This window comes from Xanthomonas bonasiae, from assembly GCF_017163705.1.
GTDB lineage: Bacteria > Pseudomonadota > Gammaproteobacteria > Xanthomonadales > Xanthomonadaceae > Xanthomonas_A > Xanthomonas_A bonasiae.
In genome coordinates, this window is the sequence record NZ_JAFIWB010000006.1 from 1 (window position 1) to 12,987 (window position 12,987).

Here is a 12,987-nt window from a genome sequence, read left to right on the forward strand (position 1 = left end):
CAGTCCCGACTGGCTCCGAAGCCGGTCGCTGACAGACTCCGTGTCGCGGCTGAAGCCGCTCCTACAAGAAGCGGCATTCCGAGTGCGCACTGGGTGCACTGTGGGAGGGACTTCAGTCCCGACTGGCTCCGAAGCCGGTCGCTGACAGACCTCGCTTCGCGACTGAAGTCGCTCCCACAGGAAGCGGCACGCCGCGCATCGCCTCACCCATTGCCGCGGCTCCCTGCCCGCACACGACGCCGACGACGCCAGCGCCGCCACAGCGTCACCACGGCCGCGAGCAGGGCCAGCGCGACGATGCCAAGCGTCGCCATGCGCGCGGCCACGCCGTGCTGGAACACCACCTCCTGGCCCTGGCCATCCAGCGTATAGGCGACCACGTAATCGCCCAGCGCCCCCATGCCCTCGCGGCCGCCGGCGGCGATCACCACGTACTGCTTGCCGCCCACCGCATAGATCGACGGCGTGGCCTGGCCGCCCGCCGGCAGCTTTGCGTCCCACAGGGTCTTGCCGCTGGCGCTGTCGAGCGCGCGCAGGCGCGCATCGGCGGCCGCGGCGATGAAGGTCAGCCCGCTGGCGGTGGTCACCGCGCCGCCGAGCAGCGGCGTGCCCACGTCCAGCGGCAGCCACGGCAGCCGCTCTTCCAGTGTGCCGAGCGGGCGTTCCCAGGCGATCTTGCGCGTGCGCAGATCGACCGCCACCAGCCGCCCCCACGGCGGCTTGACGCAGGGAACGCCGCGGGACGAGCCCAGCATGCCGCGGCGCATGTAGTACGGCGTGCCTTGCATGTCGTTGAATTGCTGGTCGGGATGGCGCGCGTAATCGGCCTCGCTGAAGTGGTCGCGCGGGATCAGCGCCACCTGCATCGGCAGATCCGACACCGGCAGGATCGCCAGCTGGCGCTGCGGGTCCACCGCGATGCCGCCCCAGTTCACCCCGCCGGCCCAGCCCGGCAGCGCGATCGTGCCGCGCACGCTGGGCGGAGTGAACAGGCCTTCCGAACGCAGCCCGGCGATCAGCGCGGCGCACTCGCGGCGCGCGCCCGGCGTCGCGCCCCAGGCGTCGGCGGCGGTCAGCGGCGTATGTCGCGCCAGGCGCAGCGCCGGCTCGGGCATCGGCTGGGTCGGCGAGATGCGCTCGCCGGGTACGTCGGTCGCCGGCACCGGCACTTCGCTGATCGGGAACACCGGGCTGCCGTCGCGCCGGTCGAAGGCGAACAGGAAGCCGGTCTTGGTCGCCTGCAGCACCGCCTCGCGCGGCCCCTGCGCGGTCTGCACCGTCGTCAGCACCGGCTGCGAGGCCAGGTCGTAGTCCCACAGGTCGTGATGCACCAGTTGCTGCGCCCACACCCGGCGCCCGCTGTGCAGGTCCAGCGCCACCAGCGAATTCGCATCGCGGTTGTCGCCGAGCCGCTCGCCGCCGTAGTAGTCGGGACTGGCCGAGCCGGTCGGCACGTACACCAGCCCCAGTGCCGGATCCACCGCCAGCGGCGCCCAGGCGTTGCCGCCGCCGACCGTGGCGGCCTGCTCCGGCTGCCAGCCGGCCGCGGCCGCCGCGGCCGGAGCGCGCGGCACCGGATCCCAGCGCCACAATTCGCGCCCGCTGCGCACGTCGTAGCCGCGCACCACACCCTGCTCCAGCGCATGCCCGCGGTTGTCGCCGATCGAGCTGCCCACCACCAGCACGTCGCCGGCCACCACCGGCGGCGAGGTCACCGCATAGTTGGCCCAGGCATCGCCGGGCCTGTCCTGCACGTCGATCCCGGCCCGCAGGTCGATGCTGCCGGCAGTGCCGAACCCGGCGCAGGGCCGACCGTCGGCGGCGTCCAGCGCGATCAGCCGTGCGTCCAGGGTGCCGAACACGATGCGCTCGCGGCACGCGCCTGCCGCGGCCTGCGCGTCGCGCCAGAAGCTCACCCCGCGCGAGGCCGGATCGCTGTAGTGCTTGCCGCGCGCGACCTGGGCGTCGAACGACCACAGTTCGCGGCCGCTGGCCGCATCCAGCGCGAAGGCGATGCCGGTGCCGGTGACCAGGTACATGCGCCCGTCCAGCACCAGCGGATTGGCCTCGAAGCGGCGCCGCTCCGGATCCGGCAGGCCCGCGCCGAGTTCGCCGGTCCGGAACGACCAGGCGATGCGCAGCCGTCCCACGTTGTCCGGAGTGATCTGGGTCAGCGGCGAATGCTGGCCGCCGCCGGGCGCGCCGGCATAGCTGGACCAGTCGCCCGGCGCCGCCGCGCAGATCCCGCCGGCGCCGAGCGCCAGTCCCACCCCACACACTGCCGTTCGCCATCCGCTGATCACCATGCCGTTCCCGTCGCATCCGAAGTGCCGTGCAGTATCGACAACACACACTTGTCCGCAGCGACGGAGGGATCGTCGGGGTCGTCCCGGTGACCGGTGGTGGCCCGGCAGGGACGAATGGCAAGTCGGAAAGACCGGGCGCTCGACTCACGCGCGCCGGCGGCCACGATCTGGCCGCTGCTTGCCGGCCGGGGTTTGAAACAGGAGTGACGGTGCGGTTGCTTCGTCCACTGCCAGGATCGCAGGCCAGGGCAACTCATGGAGCCCACGCACGCCATCGTGCATCGGTCCGACGCCTGGCCATTGATCACGCCGGCCACCTTCAATGGACAGAGGGCGGATCCAGTGCAGCCTCGAGTACTGGCGCCAGTTGCAGAACATAGTTCGCGTTGAGATGTTGGCCATCCCGATACAACAGCAAGCCGTTGCGCTCGGCGGAGCAGGTCTGTCCTGGGCAGACCGCGTCTCCCAGATCGACCAGTCGCACCGCTGGATGGCCTGCGACAGCGGCCTGCAGCCGCGCGATGAGCGCGCTCGGCCGAGCCTGCCGCAGCGGCACGCTGCATTCCTGCGCCAAGTTCCTGTCCTCTCCGCGATGCGCCAATGCGCACTGCGGGCCATCGAACGGCAAAAGCGGCGTCGGCGCGAGCAGGATGGTGCGCTCCGAAGCGCCCTCGATCCGCTTCAGAAACCTGCGCGTCCCGCCCTCCCAATCCGCCGGATCGATCGCATAGGCCGCCGAAGAGCCCAGCACCAGCAATGTCGGCGGCCGCTCGTGCAGATACGCCACCACGCGATCCCGCCAACGCTCGCACTCCACGTAGCGTCGGTTGATCCGAGGATAGACAAATGGATGATCGATCATCGGACACGACGATTTGGTCAGAACCACGAGGTTCCAGCCGCGCGTACGGGCGATGCTCTCCAACGCGGTCGACCATTGCGCCGCTACGCTGTCGCCCGCCAGCACCACGACCGGAGCGTCTTCGGACGTGGCACGAACCAGGGAGCAAGGGACGAGGCGGTCGGCATGGAACCATTCGTCACAGCCGCGCTGTCGGTACAGCGCCGGTGTGGTGAGAGTCGCCAGCAAGGCCTGGTTCCGCGGATCCGGCCGCTCAGGCACGAACGCCACCTGCTCCCACGCCATCGCCGCATAGGCCAACAGTGCCGATACCAGCAAGCCAGCCAGCACCCAAGTGGTTCCCTGGCCTCGTTCCATCATGCGAACGCGCTGTTCGACGAATCTCCAACTGAGCCAGGCGGGAACCAGCGACAGCGCCGCGGCGGCGAGCCCGACCGATGGAGTGCGGCCGACCAACGAGAAACCCAGGACCAGAACCGGCCAGTGCCAGAGATACCAGCTGTACGACAAACGACCGAGGTATCGCAGCGGTTTCACGTCCAACCAAGCGTCCCGCCAGCCTTCCGGGCCGTTCAATAACAGCAACGCAGCGGCCACCGTGGGCAACAGCGCCCACGCCCCCGGATACGAGATCCGATCCGGTGCCAGCCAGAGCGCGGCAACGACCAGCAGCACACAGCCGACGGCACGAGCGGCATGGATCCGCCGCAGCGAAAGACGCGCCTGGCCGACAGAAAGCTGGACTCCCGCACCCAACGCCAATTGCCAAAGGCGACACGGCATCTGGTAATAGGCATGCAACGGCGCCAGCGCAGTAGCCGCTACCGTCAACCCGAAACCCAGCACCACCAGCGTCCAGACCAGCGTCGTCGTGCCGCGCCGACGTCCGAGCTTCCAGGCAAGGCCGATGAGCGCGGGCCAGATCAGGTAGAACTGCTCCTCGGCGCTCAGCGACCAGGTGTGCAAATAGAGATTGGCTTCGGTCCCTTGATCGAAATAGCCGGAATCGGCACCCGCGAAAAATATGTTCGACGCCCACAGTGCGGCCCAGCGCGCGGCTTCGGCCTGCACGCCCCAACTGCTCCTGGGCAGCAACCAGAGCGCAAGCGCCGCACTCGCCAGAAGCATGACGCCGAATGCCGGAAGCAACCGTCTGATGCGGCGTGCATAGAACTGCCGGACATCGATGCTGCCGGTCGCCTGCAATTCCTGCTGCAACAAGCCGGTGATGAGAAACCCGGAGATGACGAAGAAGGCGTCCACGCCCACGTAGCCGCCGGGCAGAAAGGGAAGCTTGGCATGGGCCAGCACCACCATCAGCACCGCAACGCCGCGCAGACCTTCGATTTCGTTACGGAACCTCACGCCTGCCCGCCCCTTTTTTCGCCCCCTGGACATCAGAAGGCCCGCACGAGGCGGGCCTTCTGAGTGCTACATCCAGACTTCGAATTACTTCACCAGCGAAGCGATCGCCGCGCCCAGGTCGCCCGGCGAACGGACGGTCTTGACGCCAGCGGCTTCCATCGCCGCGAACTTGCCGGCCGCGGTGCCCGAACCGCCCGAGGCGATCGCACCGGCGTGGCCCATGCGCTTGCCCGGAGGAGCCGAGGCGCCGGCGATGAAACCGACGACCGGCTTCTTGACGTGGGCCTTGATGTACTCGGCACCGGCTTCCTCGGCGTCGCCGCCGATCTCGCCGACCATGATGATGCCCTGGGTCTGCGGGTCTTCGTTGAACAGCTTGAGGCAGTCGACGAAGTTCAGGCCGTTGATCGGATCGCCACCGATGCCGATGACGGTGGACTGGCCCAGGCCGGCAGCGGTGGTCTGCTTCACGGCTTCATAGGTCAGCGTGCCCGAGCGCGACACGATGCCGATCTTGCCCGGCATGTGGATGTGGCCCGGCATGATGCCGATCTTGCACTCGCCCGGGGTGATCACGCCGGGGCAGTTCGGCCCGATCAGGGTCACGTCCGGGTGCGACTTCAGCACGTTCTTGACCCGCAGCATGTCCAGCACCGGGATGCCTTCGGTGATGCAGACGATGACCTTGATGCCGGCCGAGGCCGCTTCCAGGATCGCATCGGCCGCGAACGGCGGCGGCACGTAGATCACCGACGCATCGGCGCCGGTGGCGTCGACCGCTTCGCGCACGGTGTTGAACACCGGCAGGTTGATGTGGGTGGTGCCGCCCTTGCCCGGGGTCACGCCGCCGACCACCTGGGTGCCGTACTCGACCATCTGGGTCGCGTGGAAAGTCCCCTGCTGGCCGGTAAAGCCCTGCACGATGACCTTCGTATTCTTGTTGATCAAAACAGACATGAATTCTTCCTAGTCTCGTGGGTTCAGGCAGCGACGGCTGCGACGACCTTCTTGGCGCCATCGTTGATGTCGTCGGCCGGGGTGATGGCCAGGCCGGATTCGGCCAGCAGCTTCTTGCCTGCCTCGACGTTGGTGCCTTCCAGACGCACCACCACCGGCACCTTGACGTCCACTTCCTTGACCGCGGCGATGATGCCCTCGGCGATCATGTCGCAGCGGACGATGCCGCCGAAGATGTTGACGAAGATGGCCTTGACCTTGTCCGAGGACAGGATCAGCTTGAACGCCTCGGTCACGCGCTCCTTGGTGGCGCCGCCGCCGACATCCAGGAAGTTGGCCGGCGAACCGCCGTTGAGCGCGATCACGTCCATGGTGGCCATGGCCAGACCGGCGCCGTTGACCATGCAGCCGATGTTGCCGTCCATGGTCACGTAGTTCAGGTCGTACTCGCTGGCGCGCACTTCGGCCTCGTCTTCCTGGGTCTTGTCGCGCATGGAGGCCAGATCCTTGTGGCGGAAGGTGGCGTTGTCGTCGGAGTTGACCTTGCCGTCGAGCGCGTACAGGTCGCCGCTGTCCAGGATCGCCAGCGGGTTCAGTTCGACCAGCGCCAGGTCCTTTTCGTTGAACAGGGTGTACAGGCCGCCCATGATCTTGGCCAGCTGGTTGGCCTGCTTGGCGTTGAGGCCGAGCTTGAAGCCGATCTCGCGCGCCTGGTAAGGCTGCAGGCCTTCGACGAAGTTCACGTTGAGGGTCTGGATCTTCTCGGGGGTCTCGGCTGCGACCTGCTCGATGTCCACGCCGCCTTCCGACGAGGCGATGTAGGTGATCGACTGGGTGCCGCGGTCCACCAGCACCGACAGGTACAGTTCCTTGGCGATCTCGCCGGCCTCGGTGACCAGCACCAGGCTGATCGGCAGGGCCACGCCAGCGGACTGGTAGGTTTCCATCGAGGTGCCGAGCATCTTGGCCGCAGCGGCCTTGACGTCGTCGGTGGTCTTGCAGAACTTCACGCCGCCGGCCTTGCCGCGGCCGCCCGCGTGGATCTGGGCCTTGACCATCCAGGGGCCATTGCCCAAGGCATTGGCCGCTTCGACAGCTTCTTCGGGCGTGGACGCGACGCGTCCGGCCGGGACCGGGATGCCGTAGTCGGCAAACAGTTGTTTCGCCTGGTATTCGTGGAAATTCATGCGTCACCGTGGGAAGAGGAACGACCGTCCCGCAGCGATCCGGGCCTGGAATGGCGGCCGGAATGGTACGGACGGGCCGCATATTGTGGCCGACCCTGGGCGGCGGCGCAAAAGCGCTGGTTTCCGGCACCGCCGCGGGCGGGCCCACAGACCCGGCCCGGCACCGTCGCGACGCGGCCCGGGCGGTCCCGCGCAGCCCCGTCCTCGGCCATGCCGAGGCCGCCACCGGTGCGCCTCTGCCATCGCATTCCCCGGCGCGACGCCTATACTCGCGCCGTCCGTCGCCTGGCTGGAGTCCGGCTTGCCCACAAGCGCCTCGCTCATCGACCGCATCGAGTCCATCCCGCGCCGCGAGCTGTACTTCTTCGCGCTGTACCGGGTCCTGGTGGCCGGACTGATCGCCGCGCTGGTGTTCAGCCCGTTGAGCGTGCTGGTCGGCGCGCCGCGCTTCCCGCAACTGGCGGTCGGGCTGGCCGGCGCCTACCTGCTGGTGGCGCTGCTGCTGTTGCTGTGGGGCCGCAACGAACGCCATCTGATCCCGATCGTGTTCTGCAGCGCGACCGCGGACATCGCCGCGGCCACCCTGGCCGCGCACGCGCTGCCGGCGGCCAGCGCCGGCATCGCGATGATGCTGCTGTTCAATGTCGCCGCCGCGGCGATGCTGCTGCCGTTGCGCTACGGCTTCGGCGTCGCCCTGACCGCGGCCGCGGCGACCCTGCTGGAATACGTGTGGACCTCGCTGGACGGCGGCGAAAGCACCCGCAGCCTGGCCGAACTGGCCATGTTCGCGACCAGCTACCTGGCGGTGTCCTACATCTGCTACCAGATCGGGCAGCGCGCGCGCAGCAGCCAGACGCTGGCCGATCGGCGCGGCGCCGAGGTGGCCAATCTCTACGAAATCAACGAGTTGATCATCCGCCGCATGCGCACCGGGGTGCTGGTGGTGGACGCGCAGAACCGCGTCACCCTGGCCAACGAGGCCGCCTCGGCACTGCTCGGCGATGCCGACGGCAACAGCGCCAGCGGCCGCCTGGACCTGCTCAGCGCCGCGCCGGAGCTGGGCAAGCGGCTGCAACGCTGGCGCAACGGCTGGAATCAGGAAGAGACCCCGCTACAGCTGTCGCCGGACCAGCCGGAGGTGCAGCCACGCTTCGCCCGGCTGCTGATGGAAGGCGACCTGACCCTGGTGTTCCTGGACGATGCGACGGTGGTGTCGCGGCGCGCCGAATCGCTGACCCTGTCGGCGCTGGGCCGCTTCTCGGCCAGCCTGGCGCACGAGATCCGCAACCCGCTGGCCGCGATCAGCTACGCCTCGCAGTTGCTCGAGGAATCGCCGGCGATCGGCGACGCCGACCGCCGCCTGCTGCAGATCATCCACATGCAGTGCCAGCGCACCAACGGCATCGTCGAGAGCGTGCTGGGCCTGGCCCGGCGCGAGCGCTCCAATCCGGAGAACCTGGACCTGGGCGTGTTCGTGCGCCGCTTCGTGCTGGAATACCGGCAGACCCTGTCGATCGAGACCGACAGCCTGGAAGCCATCCTCGCGCCGCAGCCGGTGCACGCGCTGGTCGATCCCAAGCACCTGCACCAGATCCTCAGCGCGCTGGTGCACAACGCGCTCAAGTACGGCCGGGTGATGGAGGAGCCGGCGCGGGTGCGGCTGCGCGTGGCGATGCAGGAACGCAATGCCATCGTCGATGTCATGGACCGCGGTCCCGGCATTCCCGAAGCGGTCGCCGCGCAGCTGTTCCGCCCGTTCTTCACCACCTCCGAGCACGGCACCGGGCTGGGCCTGTATATCGCCCGCGAGCTGTGCCGGGCCAACCAGGCACGCCTGGAATACGTCCCGGTACCGGCCGGCGGCGCCTGCTTCCGCGTGGTCCTGCCTGGCCCGCACACCATGCTCTCGGGGTGAGACGCACGTCACCATATCCCCCGCCGCGTCGATAATTTGGCGCTCCCCCCGTACCTGGGCTATCTTTTCCGCACATGAACGAAACCCGAAGCGCCCTGGTCGTCGACGACGAACGCGACATCCGCGAACTGCTGGTGCTGACCCTGGGCAGGATGGGGCTGCGCATCAGCACCGCCGCCAACCTCGCCGAAGCCCGCGAACTGCTGGCGAGCAATCCCTACGACCTGTGCATCACCGACATGCGCCTGCCCGACGGCAACGGCATCGAACTGGTCAGCGAGATCGCCCGCCACTACCCACGCACGCCGGTGGCGATGATCACCGCCTTCGGCAGCATGGACCTGGCGGTGGAAGCGCTGAAGGCCGGCGCCTTCGACTTCGTCAGCAAGCCGGTGGACATCCACGTGCTGCGCGGCCTGGTCAAGCACGCGCTGGAACTCAACAACAGCGAACGCGCCGCGCCGCCGGCGCCGCCGCCGGAGCAGGCCAGCCGCCTGCTCGGCGCCTCGACGGCGATGGACGTGCTGCGCGCCACCATCGCCAAGGTCGCGCGCAGCCAGGCGCCGGTCTACATCCTCGGCGAGTCCGGCGTCGGCAAGGAACTGGTCGCGCGCACCATCCACGAGCAGGGCGCGCGCGCGGCCGGTCCGTTCGTGCCGGTCAACTGCGGCGCGATCCCGGCCGAACTGATGGAAAGCGAGTTCTTCGGCCATAAGAAAGGCAGCTTCACCGGCGCTCATGCCGACCAGGCCGGCCTGTTCCAGGCCGCGCACGGCGGCACCCTGTTCCTGGACGAAGTCGCCGAGCTGCCGCTGCCGATGCAGGTCAAGCTGCTGCGCGCGATCCAGGAGAAGTCGGTGCGCCCGGTCGGCGCCTCGACCGAAGTGCCGACCGACGTGCGCATCCTGTCGGCCACGCACAAGGACCTGGCCGACCTGGTCGCCGACGGCCGCTTCCGCCACGACCTGTACTACCGCATCAACGTGATCGAACTGCGGGTGCCGCCGCTGCGCGACCGCGGCGGCGACCTGCCGCAACTGGCCGCGGCGATCCTGGCGCGGCTGGCCAAGAGCCACGGCCGGGTCACCCCGCTGCTGTCGCCGTCGGCGCTGGACGCGCTGAACCGCTACGCCTTCCCCGGCAACGTGCGCGAACTGGAGAACATCCTCGAGCGCGCCCTGGCGATGGCCGAAGACGACCAGATCAGCGCCGCCGACCTGCGCCTGCCGCAGCCCGGCAACAGCGCCCGCGCCGCGGCCGAAGCCGCCCCCGCGCTGCCGCCCGGCGTGGTCGACATCGACCCGACCTCCTCCGCCCTGCCCTCCTACATCGAGCAGCTCGAGCGCGCCGCGATCCAGAAGGCGCTGGAGGAGAACCGCTGGAACAAGACCCGCACCGCGGCCCAGCTCGGCATCACCTTCCGCGCGCTGCGCTACAAGCTCAAGAAGTTGGGGATGGAGTAGAAGAGCGGGGAATGGGGAGTCGGGATTGGGGATTCGTAAAAGCAACGGCGTCCCATTCCTCTCCTAATTCGGCCTAGGTAGAAAAGGCAGATCAGGGATCGGGAGGAGTCGCGGCTCCGCTCTTGCGAATCCCCAATCCCGAATGCCGAATCCCGGCTCCATCAGTCCTTGGTCACGCGATTGATCTCGGCCAGGCTGGTGATGCCGTTGCGCGCCTTGAGCAGTGCCGACTGGCGCAGGTCCTTGACGCCGATCTTCTGCGCCGCCTCGGCGATGTCCATCGCATTGCCGCCCTGCAGCACGATCGCCCCGATCTCGTCGTTCATCGGCATCACCTGGTAGATGCCGGTGCGGCCCTTGTAGCCTTCGGTGCACTCGTCGCAGCCGACCGCCTCGTACAGCTGGATGCCGGCGGCGATTTCGGCCTCGGTGAAGCCTTCCTTCAACAGCGCGTTCTCCGGCATGGCCGGGGCCAGCCGCTTGCAGTTGTTGCACAGCCGCCGCGCCAGGCGCTGCGCGATCACCAACGTCACCGAGCTGGTGATGTTGTAAGGCGCGATGCCCATGTTCATCAGCCGCGCGATGGTCTGCGGCGCATCGTTGGTGTGCAGCGTGGACAGCACCATGTGGCCGGTCTGCGCCGCCTTGATCGCGATCTCGGCGGTTTCCAGGTCGCGGATTTCGCCGACCATGATGATGTCCGGATCCTGGCGCAGGAACGAGCGCAGCGCCGCGGCGAAGGTCATGCCGCGCTTGTTGTTCTGCTGTACCTGGTTGACCCCGGGCAGGCGGATTTCGACCGGATCCTCGGCAGTGGAGATGTTGCGGGTATCGTCGTTGAGGATGCCCAGCGCCGTGTACAGCGACACCGTCTTGCCCGAACCGGTCGGGCCGGTCACCAGCACCATGCCGTAGGGCTTGTGGATCGCGTCCAGGAACAGCTTCTGCTGCTCCGGCTCGTAGCCGAGCTTGTCGATGCCCAGCTTGGCCGCGCTGCCATCGAGGATACGCAGCACGATCTTCTCGCCGAACAGCGTCGGCAGCGTACTGACGCGGAAGTCGATCTGCTTGCTCTTGGACAGGTTGAGCTTGATGCGCCCATCCTGCGGCACGCGCTTCTCGGCGATGTCCAGCTGCGACATCACCTTCAACCGCGCCGCGATGCGCTGATTGAGCTTGACCGGCGCCTTGGCCACGCTCTTGAGCAGGCCATCGATGCGCAGCCGCACCCGGTAATCGTCCTCGTACGGCTCGAAATGGATGTCCGAAGCGCCGCGGCGGATCGCATCGACCAGCACCTTATTCACGAACTTGACCACGGGCGTATCGTCGCCCTTGGCGTCGACGCCGGTATCGCCACCGCTGCCCATGTCCTCGTCGCCAGCACCGACCTCGAGGTTGTCCATCCCCTCATCGTCGCCGCCCAGGGCATCGCCGATCGCATTGCTGCTCGCCTGCCATTGCTCCAGCGTGCGCCGGATCTGGTCCTCGTCGACCAGGATCGGCTCCACCGTCAGGTTGGTGTGGAACTTGATGTCGTCCAGCGCCCGGGTCTGGGTCGGATTGCTGACCCCCACGAACAGCCGGTTGCCGCGCTTGAACAGCGGCAGCACCTGGTACTTCTGCAGCAACTCCTCGCTGACCAGCTTCATCGCGTTCTGGCTGGCATCGAACACCGACACATCCAGCAGCGGCATGCCGAACTCGACCGCATTGGCGGCGGCCAGCTGCGCCGCGGTGACCAGCTTCTTCTCGGAGAACCACTGCGGCAGCGGGATCTTGGCCTCGGCAGCATGCGCCATCGCGGTGCGGGCGACCGCTTCCTCGAGCGCGCCATCCTGAACCAGGCGGCGCGCGATACCGGTGATGCCGACCAGGTTGGCCGAGACAGCTGCGTTCATGTGAAAAGCCCCCGTTCTTGCGGACCAAAGATACTGCAATTCCAGCGCAACCGCCTCTGGCACAGGCACATACAGCAGGCCATTCTGCCCCACGCCATGAATCGGGCCGCGACTGCGATTAACATAGCGAACGGGGAACTAGGGGTCGACCTTTGGACAAGATCAGCATCATCCTGCCGGCCAAGAACGAGGTGGCCGGCCTGTCGCGTACGCTGCCCCGGCTGCGTGAAGAAATGCCGGATGCCGAGATCATCGTCGTGGACGACGGCTCTACCGATGCGACCGCGCAGGTCGCGCGCGACCAGGGCGCCCGGGTCATCGGCAGCCCTTACTCGATGGGCAACGGCGCGGCGATCAAACGCGGCGCGCGTGCCGCTAGCGGCGACATCCTCGTCTTCATGGACGCGGACGGCCAGCACGATCCCGGTGATATCCAGAAACTGCTAGCCACGCTGAGCCAGGGCTACGACATGGTCGTCGGCGCACGCGACAGCGGCGGCCAGGCCAGCATGCATCGCGGGCTCGCCAATCGTTTCTACAACTGGCTGGCAAGCCGCATGACCGGCTTCGAGGTGAAGGACCTCACCTCCGGCTTCCGTGCAGTCCGCGCTGACAGGTTTCGCGAATTCCTGCACCTGCTCCCGAACGGCTTCAGCTACCCCACCACCAGCACGATGGCGTTCTTTCGCAGCGCCTATCCGGTCGCCTACGTGCCGATCCCGGTCGCGAAGCGCGTCGGCAACGGCAGCCACATCCGCCCGATGAAGGACGGCATCCGCTTCCTACTGATCATCTTCAAGATCGCCACGCTGTATTCTCCGCTGAAGCTGTTCGTTCCGGTCTCGATGGCGTTCTTTGCCCTCGGACTCACCTACTATGGCTACACGTTCGCGACGATGCACCGCTTCACCAATATGAGCACGTTATTGTTCAGCGCCGCGGTGATCATTTTTCTGATTGGGCTGATTTCCGAGCAGATCACCAACCTGACCTATCGGCGCGACGCCTGAACGTACGCGGGAAGAGCCGAG

The 12,987-nt window shown here is 67.7% G+C and carries 8 protein-coding genes; 3 read left to right on the forward strand and 5 right to left on the reverse strand.

Annotation, left to right across the window (positions count from 1 at the left end; genetic code table 11):
• Positions 1 to 203 precede the first annotated feature (203 nt).
• The 4 genes from JR064_RS08070 to sucC all read right to left on the reverse strand — a co-directional run bounded on the left by JR064_RS08070 (position 204) and on the right by sucC (position 6,677).
• Entirely contained in the window at positions 204 to 2,270 is a 2,067-nt protein-coding gene (locus JR064_RS08070; RefSeq protein ID WP_338123877.1) for a pyrroloquinoline quinone-dependent dehydrogenase, read from the reverse strand.
• Between the two features lie 355 nt (positions 2,271 to 2,625).
• Positions 2,626 to 4,533 carry an SGNH hydrolase domain-containing protein gene (locus tag JR064_RS08075; protein ID WP_206229381.1) on the reverse strand — a complete coding sequence of 636 codons (1,908 nt, stop codon included), beginning with the start codon at positions 4,531 to 4,533 and terminating at the stop codon, positions 2,626 to 2,628.
• Positions 4,534 to 4,617: 84 nt separating this feature from the next.
• On the reverse strand, positions 4,618 to 5,490 hold the full coding sequence (gene sucD, locus JR064_RS08080) for a succinate--CoA ligase subunit alpha (protein ID WP_179566644.1): 873 nt from the start codon (positions 5,488 to 5,490) through the stop codon (positions 4,618 to 4,620).
• A 23-nt stretch (positions 5,491 to 5,513) separates the two neighbouring features.
• Entirely contained in the window at positions 5,514 to 6,677 is a 1,164-nt protein-coding gene (gene sucC, locus JR064_RS08085; protein ID WP_206229382.1) for an ADP-forming succinate--CoA ligase subunit beta, read from the reverse strand.
• A gap of 301 nt (positions 6,678 to 6,978) precedes the next feature.
• Here sucC and JR064_RS08090 point away from each other — a divergent pair, with 301 nt between their 5' ends.
• Both JR064_RS08090 and JR064_RS08095 read left to right on the forward strand, forming a co-directional pair.
• Positions 6,979 to 8,592 (forward strand): sensor histidine kinase, encoded by a 1,614-nt coding sequence (locus tag JR064_RS08090; RefSeq protein WP_191824385.1) that lies wholly within the window; start codon positions 6,979 to 6,981, stop codon positions 8,590 to 8,592.
• A 74-nt stretch (positions 8,593 to 8,666) separates the two neighbouring features.
• Positions 8,667 to 10,055 (forward strand): sigma-54-dependent transcriptional regulator, encoded by a 1,389-nt coding sequence (locus JR064_RS08095; RefSeq protein WP_179566650.1) that lies wholly within the window; start codon positions 8,667 to 8,669, stop codon positions 10,053 to 10,055.
• Between the two features lie 161 nt (positions 10,056 to 10,216).
• Here the strand turns inward: JR064_RS08095 and pilB are convergent, their stop codons facing one another.
• A complete protein-coding gene (gene pilB / locus JR064_RS08100) occupies positions 10,217 to 11,956 on the reverse strand; it encodes a type IV-A pilus assembly ATPase PilB (RefSeq protein ID WP_206229383.1) in 1,740 nt (579 codons plus the stop codon).
• A gap of 152 nt (positions 11,957 to 12,108) precedes the next feature.
• Here pilB and JR064_RS08105 point away from each other — a divergent pair, with 152 nt between their 5' ends.
• Positions 12,109 to 12,966: a glycosyltransferase family 2 protein gene (locus JR064_RS08105; RefSeq protein WP_206229384.1), complete on the forward strand. Its 858-nt coding sequence runs from the start codon at positions 12,109 to 12,111 to the stop codon at positions 12,964 to 12,966.
• Positions 12,967 to 12,987: the final 21 nt, after the last annotated feature.